At 70.8% G+C, this 22925-nt stretch carries 23 protein-coding genes; 14 read left to right on the top strand and 9 right to left on the bottom strand.

Annotation, left to right across the window (positions count from 1 at the left end; translation table 11 throughout):
• Nucleotides 1-80 precede the first annotated feature (80 nt).
• Nucleotides 81-1799 (top strand): sensor histidine kinase, encoded by a 1719-nt coding sequence (locus tag ACFV6V_RS03655; protein ID WP_385558881.1) that lies wholly within the window; start codon nucleotides 81-83, stop codon nucleotides 1797-1799.
• A gap of 39 nt (nucleotides 1800-1838) precedes the next feature.
• On the top strand, nucleotides 1839-2507 hold the full coding sequence (locus ACFV6V_RS03650; RefSeq protein ID WP_385558530.1) for a response regulator: 669 nt from the start codon (nucleotides 1839-1841) through the stop codon (nucleotides 2505-2507).
• A 139-nt stretch (nucleotides 2508-2646) separates the two neighbouring features.
• On the opposite strand, the gene ACFV6V_RS03645 is transcribed toward ACFV6V_RS03650, so the two are convergent.
• On the bottom strand, nucleotides 2647-3261 hold the full coding sequence (locus ACFV6V_RS03645; RefSeq protein WP_385558527.1) for an FMN-dependent NADH-azoreductase: 615 nt from the start codon (nucleotides 3259-3261) through the stop codon (nucleotides 2647-2649).
• Between the two features lie 151 nt (nucleotides 3262-3412).
• Here ACFV6V_RS03645 and ACFV6V_RS03640 point away from each other — a divergent pair, with 151 nt between their 5' ends.
• From ACFV6V_RS03640 to ACFV6V_RS03625, 4 genes are all read left to right on the top strand, one after another.
• Nucleotides 3413-3781, top strand: a complete 369-nt coding sequence (locus ACFV6V_RS03640) for a winged helix-turn-helix transcriptional regulator (protein ID WP_385558524.1) — start codon at nucleotides 3413-3415, stop codon at nucleotides 3779-3781.
• A gap of 193 nt (nucleotides 3782-3974) precedes the next feature.
• Nucleotides 3975-5414 (top strand): DUF2252 domain-containing protein, encoded by a 1440-nt coding sequence (locus ACFV6V_RS03635; RefSeq protein ID WP_385558521.1) that lies wholly within the window; start codon nucleotides 3975-3977, stop codon nucleotides 5412-5414.
• Nucleotides 5415-5550: 136 nt separating this feature from the next.
• Complete coding sequence (locus ACFV6V_RS03630) at nucleotides 5551-6492, top strand: J domain-containing protein (RefSeq protein ID WP_385558518.1); 942 nt, start codon at nucleotides 5551-5553, stop codon at nucleotides 6490-6492.
• A 45-nt stretch (nucleotides 6493-6537) separates the two neighbouring features.
• On the top strand, nucleotides 6538-6882 hold the full coding sequence (locus ACFV6V_RS03625; protein WP_385558515.1) for a rhodanese-like domain-containing protein: 345 nt from the start codon (nucleotides 6538-6540) through the stop codon (nucleotides 6880-6882).
• 20 nt (nucleotides 6883-6902) lie between these two features.
• On the opposite strand, the gene ACFV6V_RS03620 is transcribed toward ACFV6V_RS03625, so the two are convergent.
• The 6 genes from ACFV6V_RS03620 to paaA all read right to left on the bottom strand — a co-directional run bounded on the left by ACFV6V_RS03620 (nucleotide 6903) and on the right by paaA (nucleotide 11656).
• Nucleotides 6903-8036, bottom strand: coding sequence for an acyl-CoA dehydrogenase family protein (locus ACFV6V_RS03620; protein ID WP_385558512.1), 1134 nt, complete (start codon nucleotides 8034-8036; stop codon nucleotides 6903-6905).
• 137 nt (nucleotides 8037-8173) lie between these two features.
• Entirely contained in the window at nucleotides 8174-9226 is a 1053-nt protein-coding gene (locus ACFV6V_RS03615; RefSeq protein ID WP_385558509.1) for a 2Fe-2S iron-sulfur cluster-binding protein, read from the bottom strand.
• Nucleotides 9227-9721, bottom strand: coding sequence for a 1,2-phenylacetyl-CoA epoxidase subunit PaaD (gene paaD, locus ACFV6V_RS03610; RefSeq protein ID WP_385558506.1), 495 nt, complete (start codon nucleotides 9719-9721; stop codon nucleotides 9227-9229).
• Nucleotides 9715-10416, bottom strand: a complete 702-nt coding sequence (gene paaC, locus ACFV6V_RS03605; RefSeq protein ID WP_385558503.1) for a 1,2-phenylacetyl-CoA epoxidase subunit PaaC — start codon at nucleotides 10414-10416, stop codon at nucleotides 9715-9717. The genes paaD and paaC overlap by 7 nt, the downstream gene beginning before the upstream one ends.
• The gene (paaB, locus tag ACFV6V_RS03600) at nucleotides 10413-10703 is read right to left on the bottom strand and encodes a 1,2-phenylacetyl-CoA epoxidase subunit PaaB (RefSeq protein ID WP_267241764.1); all 291 of its coding nucleotides are present in this window, start codon (nucleotides 10701-10703) and stop codon (nucleotides 10413-10415) included. The genes paaC and paaB overlap by 4 nt, the downstream gene beginning before the upstream one ends.
• The gene (paaA, locus tag ACFV6V_RS03595; protein ID WP_385558499.1) at nucleotides 10700-11656 is read right to left on the bottom strand and encodes a 1,2-phenylacetyl-CoA epoxidase subunit PaaA; all 957 of its coding nucleotides are present in this window, start codon (nucleotides 11654-11656) and stop codon (nucleotides 10700-10702) included. Before paaA ends, paaB begins: the two co-directional genes overlap by 4 nt.
• A 121-nt stretch (nucleotides 11657-11777) precedes the next feature.
• Between paaA and ACFV6V_RS03590 the strand changes: the two genes are divergently transcribed.
• From ACFV6V_RS03590 to ACFV6V_RS03580, 3 genes are read left to right on the top strand one after another with little or no spacing between them, the layout of a single operon-like run.
• Entirely contained in the window at nucleotides 11778-12524 is a 747-nt protein-coding gene (locus ACFV6V_RS03590; RefSeq protein ID WP_385558496.1) for a DUF5819 family protein, read from the top strand.
• Nucleotides 12525-12580: 56 nt separating this feature from the next.
• Nucleotides 12581-13777 (top strand): HTTM domain-containing protein, encoded by a 1197-nt coding sequence (locus ACFV6V_RS03585; RefSeq protein WP_385558879.1) that lies wholly within the window; start codon nucleotides 12581-12583, stop codon nucleotides 13775-13777.
• Nucleotides 13774-14439 carry a TrmH family RNA methyltransferase gene (locus ACFV6V_RS03580; RefSeq protein ID WP_385558493.1) on the top strand — a complete coding sequence of 222 codons (666 nt, stop codon included), beginning with the start codon at nucleotides 13774-13776 and terminating at the stop codon, nucleotides 14437-14439. Before ACFV6V_RS03585 ends, ACFV6V_RS03580 begins: the two co-directional genes overlap by 4 nt.
• 87 nt (nucleotides 14440-14526) lie before the next feature.
• Here the strand turns inward: ACFV6V_RS03580 and paaN are convergent, their stop codons facing one another.
• On the bottom strand, nucleotides 14527-16188 hold the full coding sequence (paaN, locus tag ACFV6V_RS03575; protein WP_385558490.1) for a phenylacetic acid degradation protein PaaN: 1662 nt from the start codon (nucleotides 16186-16188) through the stop codon (nucleotides 14527-14529).
• Nucleotides 16189-16312: 124 nt separating this feature from the next.
• Here paaN and ACFV6V_RS03570 point away from each other — a divergent pair, with 124 nt between their 5' ends.
• Both ACFV6V_RS03570 and ACFV6V_RS03565 read left to right on the top strand, forming a co-directional pair.
• A complete protein-coding gene (locus tag ACFV6V_RS03570; protein ID WP_385558488.1) occupies nucleotides 16313-17881 on the top strand; it encodes a 3-hydroxyacyl-CoA dehydrogenase in 1569 nt (522 codons plus the stop codon).
• On the top strand, nucleotides 17881-18483 hold the full coding sequence (locus ACFV6V_RS03565; RefSeq protein WP_385558486.1) for a TetR/AcrR family transcriptional regulator: 603 nt from the start codon (nucleotides 17881-17883) through the stop codon (nucleotides 18481-18483). The genes ACFV6V_RS03570 and ACFV6V_RS03565 overlap by 1 nt, the downstream gene beginning before the upstream one ends.
• Nucleotides 18484-18491: 8 nt before the next feature.
• Here ACFV6V_RS03565 and ACFV6V_RS03560 read toward each other — a convergent pair whose 3' ends face one another.
• A complete protein-coding gene (locus ACFV6V_RS03560; RefSeq protein WP_385558877.1) occupies nucleotides 18492-19010 on the bottom strand; it encodes an Lrp/AsnC family transcriptional regulator in 519 nt (172 codons plus the stop codon).
• 217 nt (nucleotides 19011-19227) lie between these two features.
• Here ACFV6V_RS03560 and pdhA point away from each other — a divergent pair, with 217 nt between their 5' ends.
• The 3 genes from pdhA to ACFV6V_RS03545 are packed head-to-tail and all read left to right on the top strand — an operon-like array spanning nucleotide 19228 to nucleotide 22915.
• Nucleotides 19228-20388: a pyruvate dehydrogenase (acetyl-transferring) E1 component subunit alpha gene (pdhA, locus tag ACFV6V_RS03555; protein ID WP_385558874.1), complete on the top strand. Its 1161-nt coding sequence runs from the start codon at nucleotides 19228-19230 to the stop codon at nucleotides 20386-20388.
• On the top strand, nucleotides 20385-21398 hold the full coding sequence (locus ACFV6V_RS03550) for an alpha-ketoacid dehydrogenase subunit beta (RefSeq protein WP_385558483.1): 1014 nt from the start codon (nucleotides 20385-20387) through the stop codon (nucleotides 21396-21398). Before pdhA ends, ACFV6V_RS03550 begins: the two co-directional genes overlap by 4 nt.
• The gene (locus ACFV6V_RS03545) at nucleotides 21398-22915 is read left to right on the top strand and encodes a dihydrolipoamide acetyltransferase family protein (protein WP_385558480.1); all 1518 of its coding nucleotides are present in this window, start codon (nucleotides 21398-21400) and stop codon (nucleotides 22913-22915) included. Before ACFV6V_RS03550 ends, ACFV6V_RS03545 begins: the two co-directional genes overlap by 1 nt.
• Nucleotides 22916-22925: the final 10 nt, after the last annotated feature.

The following is a 22925-nucleotide window of genomic DNA, read 5'->3' as shown; positions in this document are numbered from 1 at the left end:
ATACCGGCGACTAGGGTTCGGGCGTGGACGCGTCAACGAAATCCTGGGCGGCCCGGATACCTTCCGGGGTGCGGTCCCCGATAGCCGTGGGCTGGCGCTGGTTCGCCCAGCCCGGACAGTGGTCCCGGCGCAGGATCGCGGGGGAAGCCGTTCTCGCGTTCACCCTGGGGCTGCTCGTGGTGTGCCTCGGAGATCTGGTGGGGCAGTCCGCCGGCGAGGTGTACGGCGGAGGGGGCGCGGCTGTCGTCCTGTCGCTGCTGCGGCGCCGTCTGCCGGTGAGCGGGCTGGTCGTGGTGTCCGGGTTGACCCCGGTCATCGACGGCTTCCTCCCGCTGATGGCGATCGTGGGCTGGTCCGCCGGACGGCGGATCCCGGGGGCGGGCCGCGCACTCGCCGCGTTCACCGGTGCCTATCTGCTCTGTCTGGGCGTGACCCTCGCCGAGGGCGGCTGGACGAAGAGCTACCTGCTGACCATGGTGCTGCTGACGACCCTGCTCTTCCTGGCGACGACGGTCGTGCCGGGCCTGGCCAGCCGCTACTGGTTCCAGCGCAGGACCTTGCTGCAAACCCTCCAGGACCGCAATGTCCGACTGCTGCGCGAGCGGGAGATGGTGGCAGGGCAGGCGCGGCTGAAGGAGCGGCAGCGGATCGCCCAGGACATGCACGACAGCCTGGGGCACCAGCTCGCGCTCATCGCCGTGCACACCGGGGCGCTCGAGGTGGACCGTGAGCTCACCGACCGGCAGCGGGAGGCCGTCGGGGTGCTGCGGGACGCCTCGGTGACCGCCATGCACGAACTGCGCGAGGTCGTGGGAATTCTGCGGGACGGGATCGAGGCGTCCGCGCCCGCGACCGACGAGTCCGGACGGGCCGCGCGGGGGACGGCCGGTATCGCGGAGCTGGTCGAGTCGGCTCGGGCGGCGGGTCCCGGCTCCGCGGTGGGCTCCGGCTACGAGGTGGAGCTGCGGCAACTGGGCGAGACAAGACCGCTCGCTGCGGCGGCGGACCACGCCGCGTACCGCATCGTCCAGGAGGCGCTGACCAATGCCTTCAAGCACGCTCCCGGTGCGTCGATCGCCGTGGAACTGCGCTATGAGCCGGACTCGTTCGTGGTGGAGATCGCCAACGCCCCCGCTACGGATGCCGTGGACGCCGTGGGGGAGGTCGTCAGCGGCGGCCAGGGACTGACCGGGCTGCACGAACGGGCCCGGCTGGTCGGCGGAATGGTGCACGCGGGGCCGCTCGGCGGCGGCGGCTTCCGGGTGGCGGGGGTGCTGCCTTACGGCGTGGTGGAAGCCGCGCCGATCGTCGGTACGGTGGAAGGCTTTCGGGGGCAGCAGCCGCCGGTCCCTCTCAGCAACGGTGTCCCGGTCATGGACTGGACCGTCACGGAGAGGGAGTTGGCCATGGGTGGCAGGATCGGGGGCCGGGGCAGAACCAGCGGGGTGGCGATCGGGTGCGGGATCGCCGTGGCCGCCGTCGCGGTGCTGGTGGTGGCGAGCCTCTTCGGAGCCTTCTTCCTTATGGGGTCGCTGGACAAGGGGATGATCGACCCCGAGGAGTACGACGCCGTCGACGTGGGGATGTCGGAGGAGGCCGTACGCAACCAGCTCCCGGACGGCGACACCTTCGCGACGATGGGGCTCCAGGGCACCGGGCCGAAGCGGCCGTCCGGCTCGTCCTGTCTTGTGCTCATGTCCTCCCAGACGGGGGAGAGCATGGAGACCGAACCGGTTTTCCGGTTCTGCTTCAAGGACGGCAAGCTGGTGGAGAAGCGGGCGTACGAGGCCAAGCGCTAGCCGGCTGCCTGCACTGCTGTGAGCACGGGGGGAGACGCTGTGACCCGGTCCCAGGGGACGCCGATCAGAGTGGTGATCGTCGACGATGAGCCGCTGATCCGCGCCGGGATCCGGATGATCCTCACCTCCGACCCGGACATCGAAGTGGTGGCGGAGGGGGCGAACGGCCGTGAGGCCGTGGAGCTGGCACGGACGCACGCCGCGGATGTGATGCTGCTCGACATCCAGATGCCGGTCATGGACGGTCTGACCGCACTCTCCGAACTGCGCAGGGTGGCGCCGAACACCAGGGTCGTCGTGCTGACGACCTTCGGCGAGCGCGAGAACGTGCTGCGGGCGCTGGAGCAGGGGGGTGCCGGGTTCCTGCTCAAGGACACCGCACCCGCGGAGCTGATCCGGGCCGTGCGCGCGGCCGTCGCGGGCGACGCCTACCTCTCGCCCGGTGCGACACGGCATGTGGTGGACCAGCTCGCCTCCGGGCGGGCCGCGGCGCGGGGTGAGCGGGCCAGGGTGCGGGTGGCGGGGCTGAGTGCCCGTGAGCAGGAGGTGCTCGCGCTGCTCGGTGAGGGGCTCTCCAATGCGGAGGCGGGGCGCAGGCTGCATATGAGCGAGGCCACCGTGAAGACGTATGTGAGCCGGATCCTGGCGAAGCTGGAGTGCGAGAACCGCGTGCAGGCGGCCCTCCTGGCGCGGGACGCCGGGCTTTAGCCTTCGGCGCCCGCGCCCGGCCGGGTTCTGCGCGGTGGGGTTCTGCGCGGTGGGCTTCTGCGCGGTGCGGTTCTGCGCGGTGGGGTTCTGAGGGGTTGGCGTTCCGGGCTGGGGTGTTCGCGGCGCAGCCCGGTCCGGCCTAGACGGCTAGGCGCTGGGCCAGGTCCCTGGCCTTCTGGGAGGCCTGGTCGAGGGCCTGGGCCCGGGATGCCTCGGCGATCGGTATGAACTGGGCCATCTCCGGCTTGACCGGCGCCAGCGTCATCTCGGGGACGATGAAGTCGACTGTCGCGCCGAGCATCCCCGTGAACACCTTCTCCAGGTAGTTCTGAACGAACTCGAAGTCCTGGCGCGGGGTGCCGGGCGCGTAGGAGCCGCCCCGGCTGGCGACCACGGTGACCGGGGTGCCCGCCACAGGGCCGTCGGGCACTCCCGCGTTGTGGCCCACGATGATCACCTGGTCCAGCCAGGCCTTCAGCGTGGACGGGATCGTGAAGTTGTACATCGGGGCGCCGATCAGCACGGCGTCCGCCTCGGCGAGCTCGGCGGCGAGCTCGGCGCGCAGCGGGTGCTCGACCCCCGCGGACACGGCGCCGGCATCCAGATGGGGCAGCGGGTGCGCTGCCAGGTCGCGGTAGACGACCTTGCCCTCCGGGTGGGCCTCCAGCCAGGACTTCACGAACGCGGCGGTGACGTCGCGGGACGCGGAGCCCTGCGGGAAGAGGGCGGAATCAAGGTGCAGCAGCGTGGCCATGACGTTTCTCCAAAGACGGCAACGACAGACAAGGGGGTGGGGCAAGACTTCGAAGGGCACGGACGGTGCCGATAAGTTCCGTGCGTAACTATGAATAACATACTCGCTTACTTTTTTTCACCCCCGCACGAGTGGGCAGTACCCTGATGGCATGGCGGATCACAGCAGCGACGCGTGTGCGGCGGCGTGCGAGCAGGTCGACGGGTCGATCACGCGTGTCTTCGGACTGCTCGGCAAGCGCTGGACCGGCCCCATCGTGTCCGTGCTGATGCAGGGGCCCGTGTACTTCGTCGAGCTGCGCAGGGCGATCCCGGGCATCAGCGAGCGCATGCTGTCGGACCGGCTGACCGAGCTGGGCGCCGCGGGGCTGACCGTGCGCGAGGTGGACGAAGGGCCGCCGCTGAGGGTCTCGTACCGGCTCACGGAGGCAGGGGCCGCGCTTGGACCCGCTCTGAAGGAGCTGGGGCGGTGGGCGGACGCCCATCTGCCCGGTGGCGCCGGTGTCGACGGGGGCTGCTGAGCAGGCGTTCATGCCGCGGAGCCACCGTGACCCGGGTTGTCCACAGCCGGTTGTCCACAGGGGGAGACGGCCGTCTGGCGCGCCGGTACCTTCTAGGTCATCGACGCCGGTCATCGAGGCGGGGTCGACGTTCAGGTGCTGTTGAGTCGCTGGTGACTCGCTGGTGTACGACGACGGGGGAGGCGGTCCCGCCATGGGTGAGATCGAAGCGGTGGTACCGGTGCAGCGGCCGGCTCCCGGAGGGGTGCGGATCCCGGACGTGTCCGGTTTCGTGCGGTCAGGAGGCGGTGGGCGGGAGACCGCCAAGCAGGCGGGTAAGGCGCTGCGGGACAGGATCCCGCGCTCGTCGCACGACACCCTGATCATCACCGCGGGGCGGCCGGACGCGGTGCGGGCCGTCGAGGAGTCCAGCCGCGGGCGGGTGGCCCAGCTCGCCCCGATCCGGGTGGGGCGGATGGCCGCGACACCCTTCGCGTTTCTGCGCGGTGCGGCGGGACTGATGGCCCACGATCTGGCAGCGACCCCGGTCACCGGTATCGCGGCGCAGATCTGCGGCGATGCGCACGCGGCGAATTTCGGGCTGTACGGCGATGCGCGGGGACGCCTGGTCATCGATCTGAACGACTTCGACGAGACCGTCACAGGCCCCTGGGAATGGGACCTCAAGCGGCTCGCCGCCTCCATCGTCCTCGCCGGCCGTGAGGCCGGTGCCGACGAGGACACCTGCCGCAAGGCCGCGTTCGACGTGGCCGGGGCGTATCGGCGGACCATGCGACTGCTCGCCAGGCTGCCCGTGCTGGACGCGTGGAACGCGATCGCGGACGAGGAACTGGTCTCGCACACCGACGCCCGCGATCTGGTGGGCACCCTGGAGCGCGTCTCGGAGCGGGCCAGGAGCAACACCAGTGCGCGGTTCGCGGCGAAGGCGACGACCACAGGCCCTGACGGTGCCCGTCACTTCGTCGACGCACCGCCCGTGCTGCGCCGGGTGCCGGACGGGGAGGCGAGTGCCGTCGCGGCGTCGCTCGGGGAGTATCTGCGGACGCTCTCGGAGGACCGGCTGCCGCTGCTGGCCCGGTACGCGATCCACGATGTGGCGTTCCGGGTCGTGGGCACCGGCAGTGTGGGGACCCGGTCCTATGTGGTGCTGCTGATCGACCACCGGGGCGAGCCGCTGGTGCTCCAGGTCAAGGAGGCGCGTGCCTCGGCGCTGCTGCCGCATCTGGAGGCCGCGGGCTTCAAGCTGCCCGAGCCGGTGCACGAGGGGCAGCGGGTGGTGCAGGGCCAGAAGCGCATGCAGGTGGTCAGCGACATCCTGCTGGGCTGGACGACGGTCGACGGCAGGCCCTTCCAGGTGCGGCAGTTCAGGAACCGCAAGGGCAGCGTGGACCCGGCCGCCCTCGCGGCCGACCAGGTGGACGACTATGCCCGGATGACGGGCGCGTTGCTGGCCCGGGCCCACGCCCACAGTGCCGATCCGCGACTGCTCGCCGGGTACTGCGGGAAGAACGAGGAGCTGGACGAGGCGGTGGCCGCCTTCGCCGTGCTCTACGCGGACCGCACGGAGGCGGACCACGCCGATCTGACGGCCGCGGTGCGCAGCGGGCGGATAGCCGCGGAGCTGGGCGTGTGACCGGTCGCACGCTGGCCGTGCTGCGCCGCCATGCCCTGCCCGGGCGATCTTTGCGGGTCGGCCCACGGCGTCAGAGGCGGGGGTGCGAAACACGGCCTTGGGCCGGACGGGCTGAGGTCTGCCATACGCTGGGCGGGTGACCGAGGACCCTCCCGGGATGCCGACGATCCCGGCCGACGACGAGCAAGGCGACCATCGCGTGGACGAGCAGAGCAGCGTGGATGAGCACGGCGCCGATGGCGCGCGGACCGTGCCCGGTGACCCGTCGGCTGACCCGTCGGCCCAGACGGCGGCTGGTGGTGAGCGACCAGAGGCGCGGCTGGAGCGCGCGGTGCGTGCCGCCGAGCAGGCGCTGATCGAGTTCGAGATCGCGGTGGAGACCTTCCGGGTCGAGGTGGAGAACTTCTCCAGGCTGCACCACCAGAAGCTCGGGCCGATGTACACACGGCTCGACGAGCTCGACGCCCAGATCGCGGAGGCTCACGCGGCCCGTACCGGCGACCCGGGGGATCTGCGCAGGGCGCAGGAGGCGCGGGCCATGGTGCTTCCGATGCCCGGGGTCGACGAGCTCTTCCATGACTGGATCGACTCGGACGGGCTCTCGCCGGAGGCTGCCGCGATGCTGACCGACCACCAGTCGGTGCAGCCGCCGAAGCGGGTGCGGCCCAGTGACGAGGCGCGCAAGCTGTACCGGGAGCTCGCCCGCAAGGCCCACCCGGATCTGGCGCAGGAGGACAAGGAGCGGGCCCGCAGAGAGGCGTTCATCACTCGGGTGAACGCCGCCTATGGCCGTGGGGACGAGGCCGAGCTGGGTGAGCTGCTTCGGGAGTGGGACGCCGGACCGGTGCCGGAGGCCTCGCCGATCGCGGAGAGCGAGGAGCTTTACGCCCGCCTCGAATGGCTGTCGCAGCGCAAGGAGCTGCTGACGGTGATCGCGAAGGAGCTGGAGGACAGCGCGATCGGCGCGATGCTGAGGATGGCTCCGGACGACCCTGACCGGCTGCTCGACGAGATCGCCGAACAGCTGCTGGCACAGGTCTCGCAGCGGGAAGCCGAGCTGGCCGGCATGGTGCAGTAGGTTTCCCGGGGACGTCCCTGTAGGTACGAGAGAAGGCCCTTACCCATGAATTTCGCCCCGCTGCCCTCGATCGAAGCCGCGTCCGTGCCGGCCGACGGTCTGGTGGTCGATGTCCGGGAAGGCGACGAGTGGGTGGCCGGCCATGTCGAGGGGGCCCTGCACATCCCGATGAGCGACTTCGTGGCCCGCTTCGGTGAGGTCACCGAGGCCGTGGCCGATGGCCGCCGGGCCCATGTGATGTGCCGGGTGGGCGGACGCTCCGCTCAGGTCACCCAGTATCTGGTCCAGCAGGGCATCGATGCCGTGAACATCGACGGCGGAATGCTCGCCTGGCAGTCCGCCGGTCGTCCGATGGTCACCGAGGACGGCAGCCCGGCGTTCGTGCTGTAGCGCGGGCCCGATCTCTCAGCTCAGCCGAGCGGGTGGGCCGCCAGCAGATCGCCCAATGCCTCCTCATGGGCCGCGGCCGGGCCGAGGGTCAGCTCAAGCTGCTTGGCCCAGGCGTGGTAGCGGTGGAGCGGGTAGTCGGTGTCGGCGCCGAAACCGCCGTGGAGGTGCTGCGCGGTCTGGACGACGCGGCGGACGCCCTCGGAGGCCCAGATCTTCGCCACCGCGATATCACCGGAAGCGGGCAGTGCACCGCTCGCTTCGCTGCTGATCCGCCAGGCGGCCTGCCAGAGGGTCGCCTCCATCGCCCGCAGGTCGATGTACCGGTCGGCGGCTTGGACAGCCACGGCCTGGAAGGTCGCGACAGGGAACCCGAACTGCTCGCGCTTCCCGGTGTACTCGCTGGTCATCGACAGCACCCGCTCACCGAGCCCCAGGGCCAGTGCACACGTGCCGGTGGCGAGCAGCCCGCGCAGCCATTCCCAGGCACCTTCCGACCGGATCAGCGTCTCACCGCCGACCCGCGCATGGTCGAGGCAGACTTCGGCGAAGAGCTCTCCGCTGGTGGAGAACTGCTCGGTGAGTGACAGTCCCTCCTGCCCGCGGGGCACCAGGGCGAGGACCGCTCCCCCGTCGTCGGTGTGCGCCGGGATCGCGATCAGGTCGGCGCAGTAAGCCCAGGGCACCCCGGTCTGCACTCCGTCGAGGATCCAGGCGCCGCCGTCCTCGCGGGCCCGGACGCCGAGCTCGGCGGGATCGTGACCGGTGCGGCCGTTGGCCCCCACCGTCAGCACCAGCTCCCCGCGGCCGACCCGGGGCAGCAGCTCGGCACTCAGCGCCGGGCCGCCGAAACGCTCCACGGCCATGGCGACCGCGCTGGTCTCCAGCAGGGGCACCCGCGCCAGCACCTTCGCCGACTCGCGCAGCACCAGACAGAGCGCGAGTGGATCGAGGCCCGCTCCGCCGTACTGCGGAGCGAGCACCAGACTCAGCAGATCGGCTCCCGCCAGTCTGGCCCACAGCAGCCTGTCGAACTCCTCCGCCACCGCGCCCGGGGTGAGCGCCGGGCTCGGCGCCGCGTCAGGAGCCACGCTCGAGAAGACGGCCCTGGCCGCCTCGACGGCGGCTTGCTGCTCCTCGCTGAAGGTGAAGTCCACTGTCCCGTCCCTCCGCGCACCGGGCCGCTGTATCCGTCCGACCCATCAGATCTGACGGACCGTCAAGATAGAGCAGCCCGACGCGGAAGGGAATGCCGCGGGCGGGGCCGGCGACCGCCGCCAGCCCACCCGTTGGCTCAGCGGTCGAAGTCCAGCTCCACCTCGGAGGTCATGGGATGCGACTGGCAGGCCAGCACATAGCCCGCTTCCGTCTCGTCCTGCTCCAGCGCGAAGTTGCGGTCCATACGCACCTCACCGGACACCAGGAACGCCCTGCAGGTCCCACAGACGCCGCCCTTGCAGGCGTACGGAGCGTCGGAACGGGCTCGCAGCACCGTCTCCAGCAGCGACTCCCCTTCCTGCACAGGCCACTTGCCCGAGCGGCCGTCCAGCGTCGCGCTCAGTGTGGCGCCCGCAGGCGCCGCAGCGGGAACAGGTGCGGGGACCTCGTCCACATGGAATATCTCCTCGTGGATACGAGTCCGCTGCACATCAAGATCGCGCAGCGCCCGCTCGGCGCCCTGGACCAGCCCCAACGGGCCGCACAGGAACCAGCCGTCCACCTCCGCCACCGGAAGCAGCGAGGGCAGCAGACCGGTCAGCCGCTCCTGGTCGAGCCGACCGGACGGCAGCCCCGCCTGCTGCTCTTCCCGCGACAGCACGGTGACGAGCTGAAGCCGCTCGGGATAGCGGTCCTTGAGGTCGGCCACCTCCTCCAGGAACATGGTCGAGGCCGCCGTCCGGTCGCTGCGGATCAGGCAGAACCGGGCCTCCGGCTCCCGCTCCAGCAGCGTCGCCGCTATCGACAGCACGGGAGTGATCCCGCTGCCGCCGACGATGGCCGCGAAGTGCCCGGGGCGGGGTGCCAGCACGAACCGGCCCATCGGCTGCATGACCTCGACCGTGTGTCCCACGGCGAGTTCCTTGAGGGCGAAGGTGGAGAACTCCCCGCCGTCGACAAGGCGGATGCCCACTCGCAGCACCGGTGCGCCGCCGGTCGGGGCGGCCGGGGCGCAGATCGAGTACGTACGTCGGATCTCCTCGCCGTTCGCCCCCGTACGGCGGACGGTGATGTGCTGGCCGGGGGTGTGCCGGAAGGCGTCGTGGAGCTCGGCGGGGACCGCGAGGGTGACGGCCACCGAGTCGTCCGTGAGCCGCTCGACCTCGGTGACCCGGAGCGGATGGAACATCTACAACTCCTTGAAGTGGTCGAACGGTTCGCGACAGGCTGTGCAGCGGCGCAGCGCCTTGCAGGCTGTGGAGGAGAAGCGACTGAGGAGCTCCGTGTCCATGGACCCGCAATGCGGACAGCGCACGGTGAGCGTGACCGGCACCGGCCCCGCGGCCGCACCGTGGCGCGGCGGCGCTATCCCGAACTCCGCCAGCTTGCGCCGCCCCTCGGGGCTGATGTCATCCGTCGACCAGGCGGGGGAGAGCACCTTGACCACCGACACCTCGGCGACGCCGTGGTCGTGGAGCACCTGCTCGATGTCCGAGGACATCGCCTCGATGGCGGGGCAGCCCGTGTAGGTGGGGGTCAGCTCCACCTCGACCCGACCCGGCCCGAGGATCTGCAGGCCCCGGAGCACACCCAGCTCCTCCAGGGTGAGCACGGGCAGCTCCGGGTCGGGCACGGACCCCGCGAGCCTGCGCAGCTCGGTCTCCAGCGCGGTGTCGGTCACCATGACGCCCCCGGGTGACTGCGGTGCAGATGCTGCATCTCGGCCAGCATCCGCCCGAACGACTCGGTGTGCAGACCCTGCCGGCCGGCACCGGCCGACCAGGCTCCGGTGTCCGCCGTGTCCGGCACGGTCAGCGTGGCCCGCCCGAGCACGGCCGTGACCGACTCCAGCCACCGCGCACGCAGTGACTCCCAGTCCACCTCCAGGCCCTCGACCGGCTGGAACATCTCCCCGGTGAACCGCCACAGTGCATCGCACGCCCGCTGCATCCGCTCATGGCTCTCCTCGGTGCCGTCGCCAAGGCGCAGGGTCCACTGCTCGGCATGGTCCTGGTGGTACGCCACCTCCTTGACCGCCTTGGCCGCGAGCCCCTCGAATTCGCTCTGTCCCGCGGCCAGCTCGGTGAAGAGCAGCCGCTGGAAGGTGGAGAAGTACAGCTGGCGGGCGATGGTGTGCGCGAAGTCGCCGTTCGGCTGTTCGACCAGCTGGAGGTTGCGGAAGGCCCGCTCCTCGCGCAGATACGCCAGCTCGTCCTCGTCGCCCGCGAGGGACAGCAGTGTCCGGGCCTGTCCGAGCAGGTCGAGCGCGATGTTGGCCAGCGCGACCTCCTCCTCGAGGACCGGGGCGTGGCCTGCCCATTCCCCGAGCCGCTGGGAGAGCACGAGGGCGTCGTCGCCGAGTGCGAGTGCGGCCGTCACAGGTGCTTCACCCCTTCGGGGATCTCATAGAAGGTGGGATGCCGGTAGGGCTTGTCGGCGGCGGGCTCGAAGAAGGGGTCCTTCTCGTCCGGCGAGGAAGCGGTGATCGCCGCGGAAGGCACCACCCAGATGGAGACGCCCTCACTGCGCCGGGTGTAGAGATCGCGGGCATTGCGCAGCGCCATCTCCGCGTCCGGGGCGTGGAGGCTGCCGGCGTGGGTGTGCGAGAGCCCGCGGCGCGAGCGCACGAACACCTCCCACAGTGGCCAGTCGGTCGAGCTGCTCATGCCGTCGCCTCCTTCTTCGCGGCGTACGCCGCAGCTGCCTCACGGACCCAGGCACCTTCCTCATGGGCCCGGCGGCGCTGGGAGATGCGCTGTTCGTTGCACGGCCCGTCACCCTTCAGGACCTGCCAGAACTCGTCCCAGTCGATGGGGCCGAAGTCGTGCTGCCCCCGCGCCTCGTTCCACCGGAGCTGGGGATCGGGGAGGCTCAGGCCCAGTGCCTCGGCCTGTGGGACGCAGATGTCCACGAAGCGCTGCCGGAGCTCGTCGTTGGAGTGCCGCTTGATCTTCCACTCCATGGACTTCGCCGAGTGCGCCGACTCGTCGTCCGGGGGGCCGAACATCATCAGCGAAGGCCACCACCAGCGGTTCACCGCGTCCTGCGCCATCTCGTGCTGCGCCGGAGTGCCCTGCGAAAGGGCCAGCAGCAGCTCGTACCCCTGGCGCTGGTGGAACGACTCCTCCTTGCAGACACGGACCATCGCGCGTGCGTAGGGGCCGTAGGAGCAGCGGCAGAGCGGGACCTGGTTCGTGATCGCCGCGCCATCCACCAGCCAGCCGATCGCACCGACATCGGCCCAGGTCAGCGTGGGGTAGTTGAAGATCGACGAATACTTCTGGCGGCCGGAGTGGAGCTTGTCGAGTAGCTCGTCACGGCCCACCCCGAGGGTCTCCGTCGCGCTGTACAGATACAGGCCGTGGCCTGCTTCGTCCTGCACCTTGGCCATCAGGATCGCCTTGCGCCGCAGCGAAGGCGCACGGGTGATCCAGTTCGCCTCGGGCTGCATGCCGATGATCTCCGAGTGCGCGTGCTGCGCCATCTGGCGGATCAGCGAGGCCCGGTACTCATCGGGCATCCAGTCGCGCGGCTCGATGCGCTCGTCGGCGGCCACGGCAGCGTCGAACTGCTCCTGCTGCGTCGTTGCCGCGGTTGTGTCCGCAGTCACTGCCGTCATCGGGCTCCCTACCGACCGATCGTTCGGTTGAATCCCTTCAATGGTGAGTCTGAGGCCCGTAAGGTGTCAACCCTGTGGATAACCGCGGTGGACCGAAGAGACCCATGGGAGTCGGGGCGGGATGGACTCGTACGGCAACGACGGCGCGAGGCGCGAGTCCGACGCGCCTCCGGACGAGGGGGGCGCCCCGGGCGGCATAGCCGGCCTCTCCCTCCCCTACCAAGTGGTGGCAGCGGTGGCCCTTGCCGTCGTCGGCGCCCTCGCCTGCGTCCACCTGGGCATGGTGTTCCTCCATGTCGCACCCTCGAACACCCTGACGAAGCAGCACGGCGAGACGGTCGACGCCTGGGTCTACCCCGAGTTCGAGCAGAACTGGAAGCTCTTCGCCCCCAATCCGCTCCAGCAGAACATCGCGGTCCAGGTGCGTGCCGAGGTCGTGGACGCCCGGGGCGATCGCGAGACGACGGAATGGATCGACCTCTCCGCCGAGGACGGTGAGGCGATCCGCGGCAATCTCCTTCCGAGCCACGCCGACCAGAACGAGCTCCGCCGCGGCTGGGACTTCTACGTCAACTCCCACACCGACGACAACCGGCCGAACGGCTTGCGCGGTCAGCTCTCCGAGCGTTATGTCCGCCGCATAGTGATGCTGCGCCTCGAGCGGCGCGACCTCGACGGGCGGATCGAGCGCATCCAGGTCCGGTCCGCGACCAGCTCTGTGGAGGCCCCGCTGTGGAGCAAGGAGAAGGCCGACACCCGGGCGTACTACCGGGCGCTCCCCTGGTGGAAGGTCACCGAGGCGGACCTCGCCCTTGACGCGCGCAATGAGGCCAAGGGCGGCGCGGATGACACGGAGGCGGCCAAGTGACCCAGGCGCGTGGAGCTCATGAGGAGCCCGAAGTCCTTGGGGGGCAGGGGAACGGAATACCCGGGCGACGGCTGGCCGCCGCCATCCAGCGTGTGACGGCGACCGCACTCGGGCCGTACCAGACGGCGGTCGTCCGCATCGGCTTCTCCCTCACCTGGCTGGTGTTCCTGCTCTGGGAGTACCCGCAGCGCCACGAGCTGTACGGCCCCGAGGGCCCGTGGGGCTGGGACATGGCCCGGCAGCTGATCACGGACAACCACGCCTTCACCGTGCTGATGTGGTCCGACAGCGGGCTCTGGTTCGAGGCCGTCTACGCGGTCGCCGTGCTTTCCAGTGCGCTGATGCTGCTCGGCTGGCGTACCCGCGCCATGTCCGTGGTCTTCATGATCGGCGTGCTGTCGCTGCAGAACCGCTCCATCTTCATGGGGGACGGCGGGGACAACGTCATCCACCTCATGGCGATCTACCTCGTCCTCACCCGCTGCGCCCAGGTGTGGTCCCTCGATGCCCTGCGTGCCCGGAGGGCCGCCGCAGAGGACAGGCCGGGGCGGGCGGGCGCAGCGGTGGGCCCGGCGCTGTGGCTGCTGCTCGGTGCGGCGCTGGTCGTGGGAACGCTGATCGACCGGGTCGGCGGTGAGTGGTGGCTGCCTGCCCTCCTGTGGGTGCTGTGGCTCTCCCAGGGCGCATGGTGGGCGGTGAACCGGAAGGCGCCGGGAAGCGAGCTGCGCACCCTGCTGGACGTGCTCGCCAACCTCGCTCACAACGCCGCGCTCGGCGTGATCATGGCCGAAGTCTGTCTGATCTACGCCACCGCGGGCTGGTACAAGATCCAGGGGTCCCGCTGGCAGGACGGCAGCGCCCTGTACTACCCGCTCAAGCTGGACTACTTCACTCCGTGGCCCGCGCTCTCCGACATCCTCGCCGGCAGCGGGGTGATGGTGATGCTGCTGACCTACGCCACGGTCGTCGTCCAGGTGGCCTTCCCCTTCACGCTCTTCAACCGCACGGTCAAGAACGTCCTGCTGGTGGCGATGATGCTGGAGCACGCGGGGATCGCCGTACTGCTCGGGCTGCCGTTCTTCTCGCTCGCGATGATCGCGGCCGACGCGGTGTTCCTGCCGACGGCGTTCCTGCTCTGGCTCGGAGGCCGGGCCGCACTGGGCCGGGACCGGCTGCTGCGCCGCAGCGGAGCACGGGTGCCCGAGCAGCGTGGTGCGCCCGATGAGCAGCCCGCACGTACCCTCGTCGGGTGAGTAGCGAGACCCAGGAACCGGTTCAGTACGACGACGGCTACGGCATCGAGGTCGGTGTCGGCCCTCATCCGCGCCCCTGGCCGGAGGACGGGCCCTACGACCCGGAGCTGCTCGCCCACGGTGACCGCCGCAATGTCGTCGACCGCTACCGGTACTGGACGCGGGAGGCGATCGTCGCCGACCTGGACACCCGGCGCCATGACTTCCACGTGGCCGTGGAGAACTGGGGCCATGACTTCAACATCGGCTCTGTGGTGCGGACCGCCAACGCCTTCCTGGCGAAGGAGATCCATATCGTCGGCCGGCGCCGCTGGAACCGGCGCGGTGCGATGGTCACCGACCGCTACCAGCATGTGCGCCACCACAGCGACACGGAGTCGCTGACCGCCTGGGCGGCGGCGGAGGACCTGCCGATCATCGGGATCGACAATCTGCCGGGCGCGGTGCCACTGGAACGTACCGAGCTGCCCCGGCGCTGTGTGCTGCTCTTCGGCCAGGAGGGCCCCGGGCTGACCGAGGAGGCCCGCAGACACTCCGCGATGGTCTGTTCCATCGCCCAGTTCGGTTCGACCCGCTCGATCAACGCGGGAGCGGCTGCGGCGATCGCGATGCACGCCTGGATCCAGCGATACGCGCAGATCTCCGGGGACCTGGACGCCTGAGCCCGGCGCGTGCCGGTACCGGTCACGGGCACCCGGCCCGGCCCCGCGCACCAGCGCGGGACACGGACCGGGCGGGGTGGCCCGTCGTCAGGCCTGGCGGCGTACCTCCACCACCCGGAAGCGGTTGGAGACGAAAGCGCCGTCGCACAGCGCCGCGTTCGCCGCGGGGTTGCCACCCGAGCCGTGGAAGTCGGAGAACGCCGCGGTCTGGTTCACATACACGCCACCGGTGAGGTTCAGCGAGAGCTGAGCCGACTCCTCCAGGCAGACGTCCTCGATCGCGCGCTCGGCGTCGGCGGAGGTCGTGTACGCCCCGACCGTCATCGCGCCCTTCTCGCGCACCGTGCGGCGCAGCAGGTCCACCGCGTCCGCGGTCGAGTCCACCGCCACGGCGAACGCCACCGGGCCGAAGCACTCCGACATGTAGGCGGCCTCGTCGTCGGGCTTGGCGCCGTCCAGCTTCACGATCACCGGGGTACGCACCACGGCGTCCGGGAACTCGGGGTTGGTGACGGCGCGCGAGGCCAGAGCCACCTCGCCCAGACCGGCCGCCGCCTCCAGCCGGGTCTTCACATCGGGATTGACCAGAGCGCCCAGCAGCGCGTTCGCCCGGGCGTCGTCGCCGAGGAGACCGGACACGGCGGCGCCGAGGTCGGCGACCACCTCGTCATAGGTCTTGTCGCCCGCGTCCGTCGCGATGCCGTCACGCGGAATCAGCAGGTTCTGCGGGGTGGTGCACATCTGGCCGCTGTAGAGGGACAGCGAGAAGGCCAGGTTGGAGAGCATGCCCTTGTAGTCGTCGGTGGAGTGGATGACGACGGAGTTGACCCCGGCCTTCTCGGTGTAGACCTGGGCCTGGCGCGCGTGGGCCTCCAGCCAGTCACCGAACTCGGTGGAGCCCGTGTAGTCAATGATCTTGATCTCGGGCCGGACGGCCAGGGTCTTCGCGATGCCCTCGCCCGGACGCTCGGCGGCCAGCGCGACGAGGTTCGGATCGAATCCCGCCTCGCCGAGCACCTCGCGGGCGATCCGCACGGTGAGGGCCAGCGGGAGAACGGCACGGGGGTGCGGCTTCACCAGCACGGGGTTGCCCGTGGCCAGGGAGGCGAACAGGCCCGGGAAGCCGTTCCACGTCGGGAAGGTGTTGCAGCCGATCAGCAGCGAGATACCGCGCGGGGCCGCGGTGAACGACTTCCGAAGCTCCAGCGGGTCACGCTTGCCCTGCGGTTTGGACCAGTCCGCTGCGACGGGGGTGCGCAGCTGCTCCTCATAGGCATACGCCACCGCCTCGAGGCCGCGGTCCTGGGCGTGCGGGCCGCCCGCCTGGAACGCCATCATGAACGCCTGGCCGCTGGTGTGCATCACCGCGTGGGCGAACTCGTGGGTGCGGGCGCTGATCCTGGACAGGATCTCCAGGCAGACCAGGGCGCGGGTCTCGGGCCCGGCCTCGCGCCAGGCTGCCATGCCCGCGCGCATCGCCGGCAGCAGCACATCGATGTCGGCGTGCGGGTACTCGATGCCCAGCTCGGGGCCGTAGGGCGAGGTCTCGCCGCCCGTCCAGCCGTCGGTGCCGGGCTGGTCCAGCTCGAAGCGGTGGCCCAGCAGGGCCTGGTAGGCCGCGAGGCCATCGGCCGCACCGGTCTCGCCGTAGGCCTTGGGGTGCTCCGGGTGAGGCGACCAGTACGCCCGGGAGCGGATCACCTCGAGAGCCTGGTCGAGCGTCGGCCGGTGGGTCTCGGTCAGCTGCATGGAAAGACCAACTCCTCGTCGAGCTGGGCAGGGAAAGACGGACAGAGTTAGAGTAACCGAACGATCGGTCGGTACAAGAGGGTCCGCAGAACCTGTGGACAACTCGTAGGGGAGGATCACAGCCATGACCGCCACCGAGACCGCTGCCACCGGCGAAAACGCCGCCGTCGGGCCCGACCGCACCGTCGTCGTCGTGGGCACCGGGACCATGGGCCAGGGAATCGCCCAGGTCGCGCTGGTCGCGGGACACCCCGTCCGCCTCTACGACGTCCTGCCAGGGCGGGCGCAGGAGGCGTCGGACGCGATCGCCGCACGTCTTGACCGGCTGGTCGCCAAGGGCCGTCTGGATCCGGCGGCACGGGACGCGGCATGCGAGCGGCTGCACCCGGCCGCCAGCCTCGATGAACTCGCCGACGCCGCGCTCGTCGTCGAGGCGGTGCTCGAACGGCTCGACGCCAAGCAGGAGCTGTTCACCGCGCTGGAGAAGATCGTCGCCGACGACTGCCTCCTCGCCACCAACACCTCGTCCCTCTCCGTCACGGCGATCGCCGGCGCGCTCCGGGTGCCCGGCCGCTTCGTCGGACTGCACTTCTTCAACCCCGCCCCCCTGCTCCCCCTCGTCGAGGTCGTCAGCGGCTTCGCCACCGAGGAGCAGGCCGCCGTGCGCGCGTACGCGACGGCGAAGGCCTGGGGCAAGACCCCGGTCCGCTGCGCCGACACCCCCGGTTTCATCGTCAACCGCGTGGCGCGCCCCTTCTACGCGGAGGCGCTGCGGATACACGAGGAGCGCGGCGCGGACCCCGCGACGATCGACGCCGTTCTGAGGGAGTCGGGCGGTTTCCGGATGGGGCCCTTCGAACTCACCGATCTGATCGGCCAGGACGTGAACGAGGCCGTGACCCGCTCGGTCTGGGAGTCCTTCTACCAGGACCCGAAGTTCACTCCGTCGCTCGCCCAGCGGCGGTTGGTCGAGTCGGGCAGGCTCGGCCGCAAGACGGGCCAGGGCTGGTTCCCGTACGCGGAGGGCGCCGCCCTGCCGGAGCCGCACACGGCGCCTCCCGCCGAGGCGCCCGGGGAGGTCACCGCCGGGAATGACCTCGGGCCCGCGGAGCCGCTCGTCGGGCTTTTCGAGAACGCCGGGATCACCGTCCGGCGCGAACCGGGAGACGGGTGCATCACGCTGCCGGGCGGCGCGCTGCTGTGCCTCGCGGACGGCGAGACCTCGCTCGAGTACGACGAGCAGGAGGTCATCTACTTCGATCTGGCGCTCGACTACGCGCGGGCGACCCGTGTCGCACTGTCGGCCGCTGCGGAGACGGTCTCTGACGGCAGCCTCCAGGAAGCGATCGGCCTGTTCCAGGCGGCCGGCAAGAAGGTGTCCGTGATCGGTGACGTACCGGGCATGATCGTGGCCCGTACGGTCGCGATGCTGGCGGATGTCGCCGCGGACGCGGTCGCCAGGGGCGTCGCGTCGGCCGAAGACGTCGACATCGCGATGCGCCTCGGGGTGAACTACCCCGCAGGCCCCCTGGAGTGGGGCGCCGAGGTCGGATTCCGGCGGATCTGCGACCTTCTCGGCACACTGCACGCCCGGTATCCCACCGGCCGCTACGCTCCGTCCCCCGGGACGCTCCGCCGGCGGTTCGCGGACAGCGGCGAGAATGGGGAGCACGGGGAGAACGGGGAGAGCTGATGACCACCGCAAGACGGGACACCTACACCCCGGAGACCCTGCTGTCCGTCGCCGTCAGCGTCTTCAACGAGCGCGGCTACGACGGCACCTCCATGGAGCACCTCTCCAAGGCCGCCGGGATCTCCAAGTCCTCGATATACCACCACGTCGCGGGCAAGGAGGAGCTGCTGCGCCGTGCGGTGAGCCGGGCGCTCGACGGGCTCTTCGGGATCCTGGGCGAGCCGGGGGCGGTGAGCGGCCGGGCCATCGAGCGGGTCGAGTACGTGACCCGGCGCACCGTGGAAGTGCTGATGGCCGAGCTGCCCTACGTGACCCTGCTGCTGCGGGTGCGGGGCAACACCAAGACCGAGCGCTGGGCCATGGAGCGGCGCCGGGAGTTCGACCACAGGGTGGCCGATCTCCTCAAGGCCGCGGCGGCAGAGGGTGACCTGCGGGCCGACATGGACATGCGGCTGGCCACCCGGTTGCTCTTCGGCATGGTCAACTCCCTGGTGGAGTGGTACCGGCCGCAGGCCGGCACCGGCTACGACCGGGAGCAGGTGGCCGACGCCGTCGTACGGCTCGCTTTCGACGGGCTTCGGGCCGCAGACGCCGGGGACTAGGCCGTCGTCTACTGCCGTGAGCGGTCCGGGTCCAGGTCGGTCTCCTCGAAGACCAGCAGGGTGCGGGTGGAGAGCACCTCGGGGATCGACTGGAGCTTGGTGAGGACCAGCTCGCGCAGGGTGCGGTTATCCGGTGTGTGGACCAGCAAGAGCACGTCGAAATCTCCGCTGACCAGCGCTATGTGCGCGGCTCCCGGCAGCTCCTGGAGCTGTTCGCGGACCGTGCGCCAGGAGTTCTGCACGATCTTGAGCGTGATGTAGGCGGACGCGCCGTGTCCGGCGCGCTCGTGGTTCACGCGGGCGCTGAAGCCGCGGATCACCCCGTCCTCGATGAGCCGGTTGATGCGGGCGTACGCATTGGCCCGCGACACATGCACGCGCTCGGCCACGGAGCGGATGGACGCCCGGCCGTCCGTCTGGAGGATGCGGAGGATGTCCCGGTCGATCGCGTCGAGGGGGCGGGGCGGCGGGCCCTGCGCGGCTCCGGGCACTGCCTCGTAAACCGTGCGGTCCTCGTCGTCAGCCATTTGTTCAGCTGTCATGTCCCCCCGCCTCTCTGCCGTGGACGACCTGCTTCTATCCCAGGCTGTGGAGAACCGTTTGTCCACAGGCTGAAGGTGCCTGTAGCCAAAATGCGCCCACGACCGAACAATCGGTAGGTGAGGCGCCTCACACACTCCGCGCCTCTTCTCGGGTGCTTATGCCCGCTCCCACGAGGAGGTGCTCGCGTTGAAGAAAAGCAGCATGACGGTCCAGGAGCGGCCGGGTGCCGCCTACCGACCCACTCCGCCCCCGGAGTGGCGGCCGCGTACCGACCCCGCGCCGCTGCTCCCGGACACCGAGCCGTACCGGGTGCTCGGTACGGACGCGGTGGACGGAGCCGACCCGCAGCTGCTGCTGCGGCTGTACGCCGAGCTGGTGCGCGGTCGCAGGTACAACGTGCAGGCGACCGCGCTGACCAAGCAGGGCAGGCTCGCCGTCTACCCGTCGAGCACCGGCCAGGAGGCCTGCGAGGTCGCCGCGGCGCTGGCCCTCGAGGAGCGCGACTGGCTCTTCCCCAGCTACCGCGACACCCTCGCGGCCGTCGCCCGTGGGCTCGACCCCGTCGAAGCCCTGACGCTGCTGCGCGGCGACTGGCACACCGGCTACGACCCGCGGGAGCGCCGCATAGCGCCGCTGTGCACCCCGCTGGCCACCCAGCTGCCGCACGCCGTGGGCCTGGCCCATGCGGCGCGCCTCAAGGGCGACGACGTCGTGGCGCTCGCCATGGTCGGCGACGGCGGCACCAGCGAGGGCGACTTCCATGAGGCGCTGAACTTCGCCGCCGTGTGGCAGGCGCCGGTGGTCTTCCTCGTGCAGAACAACGGTTTCGCGATCTCCGTGCCGCTCGCCAAGCAGACCGCCGCGCCTTCGCTCGCGCACAAGGCCGTCGGCTACGGCATGCCGGGCCGGCTGGTCGACGGAAACGACGCGGTGGCCGTGCACGAGGTGCTGTCGGAGGCGGTGACACGAGCACGGCGCGGCGGTGGCCCGACCTTGGTCGAGGCGGTCACCTACCGCATCGACGCCCACACCAACGCCGATGACGCCACCCGGTACCGGGGCGACGGCGAGGTGGACGCCTGGCGCGAGCACGATCCGATCCTGCTGCTGGAGCGTGATCTGACCGCGCGGGGGCTGCTGGACGAGGACACCGCCAACGCGGCCCGGGACGCCGCGGAGACCATGGCCGCGCAGCTGAGGGAGCGGATGAACGCCGATCCGGTGCTGGACCCGATGGATCTGTTCACGCATGTCTTCGCGGAGCAGACGACCCAGCTGCGGGAGCAGGCGGCGCAGCTGCGCGCCGAGCTGGATGCGGAGAGCGGAGACGCGGCGCACGGTGCGGAGGGCGAAGCACGATGAGCACGGCAACGGCCAGGCAGTCCAAGCCCGCCACCATGGCGCAGGCGCTTCAGCGCGCGATGCGCGACGCGATGGCGGAGGACCCGACGGTCCACGTCATGGGCGAGGACGTCGGCACACTCGGCGGTGTCTTCCGGGTCACGGACGGTCTCACCAAGGAGTTCGGCGAGGACCGCTGCACGGACACACCACTCGCAGAGGCCGGAATTCTCGGCACGGCCGTCGGCATGGCGATGTACGGGCTGCGGCCTGTGGTGGAGATGCAGTTCGACGCCTTCGCCTACCCGGCGTTCGAGCAGCTCATCAGCCATGTCGCCCGGATGCGCAACCGCACCAGGGGCGCCATGCCGATGCCGATCACGGTGCGTGTCCCCTACGGGGGCGGCATCGGCGGCGTCGAGCACCACAGCGACTCGTCCGAGGCCTACTACATGGCGACGCCGGGGCTCCATGTCGTCACGCCCGCGACGGTCGAGGACGCCTACGGACTGCTGCGGGCGGCCATCGCCTCCGACGACCCCGTGGTCTTCCTGGAGCCCAAGCGGCTCTACTGGTCGAAGGCGGACTGGTCGCCCGAGGCACCAACCGCCGTGGAGCCCATCGGGCGCGCGGTGGTGCGACGCAGGGGAAGCAGCGCGACGCTGATCACCTACGGCCCCTCCACGCCGGTCTGCATGGAGGCCGCGGAGGCCGCCCAGGCCGAGGGCTGGGACCTCGAGGTCGTCGATCTGCGCTCGCTGGTGCCCTTCGACGACGAGACGGTGTGCGCATCCGTACGTCGCACCGGGCGTGCGATCGTCGTCCACGAGTCAAGTGGCTTCGCGGGGCCCGGCGCGGAGATAGCGGCCCGGGTCACCGAGCGTTGCTTCCACCACCTTGAAGCGCCCGTGCTGAGGGTGGCCGGTTTTGACATTCCCTATCCGCCGCCGATGCTGGAACGACACCATCTGCCGGGAGTGGACCGCATCCTGGACGCGGTAGCCAGGTTGCAGTGGGAGGCGGAGTGCTGATGGCCCAGGTGCTGGAATTCAAGCTGCCCGACCTCGGCGAGGGCCTGACCGAGGCGGAGATCGTGCGCTGGCTGGTCGCGGTGGGCGATGTCGTCGCCATCGACCAGCCGGTCGTGGAGGTCGAGACGGCCAAGGCGATGGTCGAGGTGCCGTGCCCCTATGCGGGCGTGGTCACCGCGCGCTTCGGTGAGGAGGGCGCCGAGCTGCCCGTCGGGGCGCCGCTGCTGACCGTCGCGGTCGGCGCGGACCGGACGGGCGCCTCCGGAGAGTCCGGCGCTCCGGGAGCGGCTGGTGAATCCGGTGCTGCCGCCTCCAACGGCTCCGGGAGCGAGACCTCCGGCAACGTCCTGGTGGGCTACGGCACAGGCGCCCCCGCGGCGCGCCGCAAGCGCATCCGGCCCACGGCGCTGTCGGCCGGGGCGGGGACACACGGCGGTGAGCCCGGCGGTGGACACACGCTTCCGGAGCCGGTCTGGGACAGCGCGGTGGAGAGCCCGGCGCCCGACGAGTTCGTCGGTGAGGAGCGTTCCACCACCCCCGCTGCGCCCCCCAGGCTCGGCGGTGCGGCGGCTCGGCCGGGAGCCGCCCGGGCCGTGCCCCAGGACGAAGGACCCGTGGCGGTGATATCGCCGCTGGTGCGGAAGCTGGCCAGGGAGCATGGGGTCGATCTTCGGCGGCTGCACGGTTCCGGCCCCGACGGGCTGATCCTCCGGGCCGATGTGGAGCACGCGGTACGCGCACTCGCCGAGCCCGCCGCCCCGGCGGCGCAGCCCCGGCAGGCCCCCGTGCCGGAGGCGGCACCCGCCCAGGCGCCCCGCACCACCGGGCGCGGTGAGCGGATACCGCTGCGCGGGGTACGGGGAGCCGTGGCGGAGAAGCTGTCCCGCAGCCGCCGGGAGATCCCGGACGCGACCTGCTGGGTCGACGCGGACGCGACAGAGCTGATGGCGGCCCGCAGGGCGATGAACGCCGCGGGTGGACCGAAGATCTCGCTGCTTGCGCTGTTCGCCAGGATCTGCACGGCCTCGCTCGCCCGCTACCCCGAGCTGAACGCGACGGTGGACCTGGACGCGCGGGAGATCGTGCGGCTGCCCGAGGTGCATCTGGGCTTCGCCGCCCAGACGGAGCGCGGACTTGTCGTGCCCGTCGTCCGGGACGCCCACGGTCGCACGGCCGAGTCGCTCACCGAGGAGTTCGCCCGGCTGACGGAGACGGCCCGCCGCGGTGCCCTCACACCGGGCGACCTCACGGGCGGGACTTTCACGCTGAACAACTACGGGGTGTTCGGGGTCGACGGTTCCACGCCGATCATCAACCACCCGGAAGCGGCGATGCTCGGCGTCGGCCGCATCATGCCCAAGCCCTGGGTGCATGAGGGCGAGCTCGCGGTCCGTCAGGTCGTCCAGCTCTCGTTCACCTTCGACCACCGGGTGTGTGACGGTGGGACGGCCGGTGGATTCCTCCGGTACGTGGCGGACTGCGTGGAGAGTCCGGCGGTGCTGCTGCGCACCTTGTAGCGGTCCCCTC

It is taken from the genome of Streptomyces sp. NPDC059828 (assembly GCF_042731955.1).
Classification (GTDB): Bacteria; Actinomycetota; Actinomycetes; order Streptomycetales; family Streptomycetaceae; genus Streptomyces.
This window is presented reverse-complemented; position numbering and strand designations above follow the sequence as displayed.

Coding starts and splice junctions, on each gene's coding strand:
- ACFV6V_RS03645 (WP_385558527.1), bottom strand. CDS start 3,261: ATGGCCACGCTGCTGCACCTTGATTCCGCCCTCTTCCCGCAGGGCTCC.
- ACFV6V_RS03640 (WP_385558524.1), top strand. CDS start 3,413: ATGGCGGATCACAGCAGCGACGCGTGTGCGGCGGCGTGCGAGCAGGTC.
- ACFV6V_RS03635 (WP_385558521.1), top strand. CDS start 3,975: ATGGGTGAGATCGAAGCGGTGGTACCGGTGCAGCGGCCGGCTCCCGGA.
- ACFV6V_RS03625 (WP_385558515.1), top strand. CDS start 6,538: ATGAATTTCGCCCCGCTGCCCTCGATCGAAGCCGCGTCCGTGCCGGCC.
- ACFV6V_RS03615 (WP_385558509.1), bottom strand. CDS start 9,226: ATGTTCCATCCGCTCCGGGTCACCGAGGTCGAGCGGCTCACGGACGAC.
- paaD (WP_385558506.1), bottom strand. CDS start 9,721: ATGGTGACCGACACCGCGCTGGAGACCGAGCTGCGCAGGCTCGCGGGG.
- paaB (WP_267241764.1), bottom strand. CDS start 10,703: ATGAGCAGCTCGACCGACTGGCCACTGTGGGAGGTGTTCGTGCGCTCG.
- paaA (WP_385558499.1), bottom strand. CDS start 11,656: ATGACGGCAGTGACTGCGGACACAACCGCGGCAACGACGCAGCAGGAG.
- ACFV6V_RS03590 (WP_385558496.1), top strand. CDS start 11,778: ATGGACTCGTACGGCAACGACGGCGCGAGGCGCGAGTCCGACGCGCCT.
- paaN (WP_385558490.1), bottom strand. CDS start 16,188: ATGCAGCTGACCGAGACCCACCGGCCGACGCTCGACCAGGCTCTCGAG.
- ACFV6V_RS03570 (WP_385558488.1), top strand. CDS start 16,313: ATGACCGCCACCGAGACCGCTGCCACCGGCGAAAACGCCGCCGTCGGG.
- ACFV6V_RS03565 (WP_385558486.1), top strand. CDS start 17,881: ATGACCACCGCAAGACGGGACACCTACACCCCGGAGACCCTGCTGTCC.
- ACFV6V_RS03560 (WP_385558877.1), bottom strand. CDS start 19,010: ATGGCTGACGACGAGGACCGCACGGTTTACGAGGCAGTGCCCGGAGCC.
- pdhA (WP_385558874.1), top strand. CDS start 19,228: ATGACGGTCCAGGAGCGGCCGGGTGCCGCCTACCGACCCACTCCGCCC.
- ACFV6V_RS03550 (WP_385558483.1), top strand. CDS start 20,385: ATGAGCACGGCAACGGCCAGGCAGTCCAAGCCCGCCACCATGGCGCAG.
- ACFV6V_RS03545 (WP_385558480.1), top strand. CDS start 21,398: ATGGCCCAGGTGCTGGAATTCAAGCTGCCCGACCTCGGCGAGGGCCTG.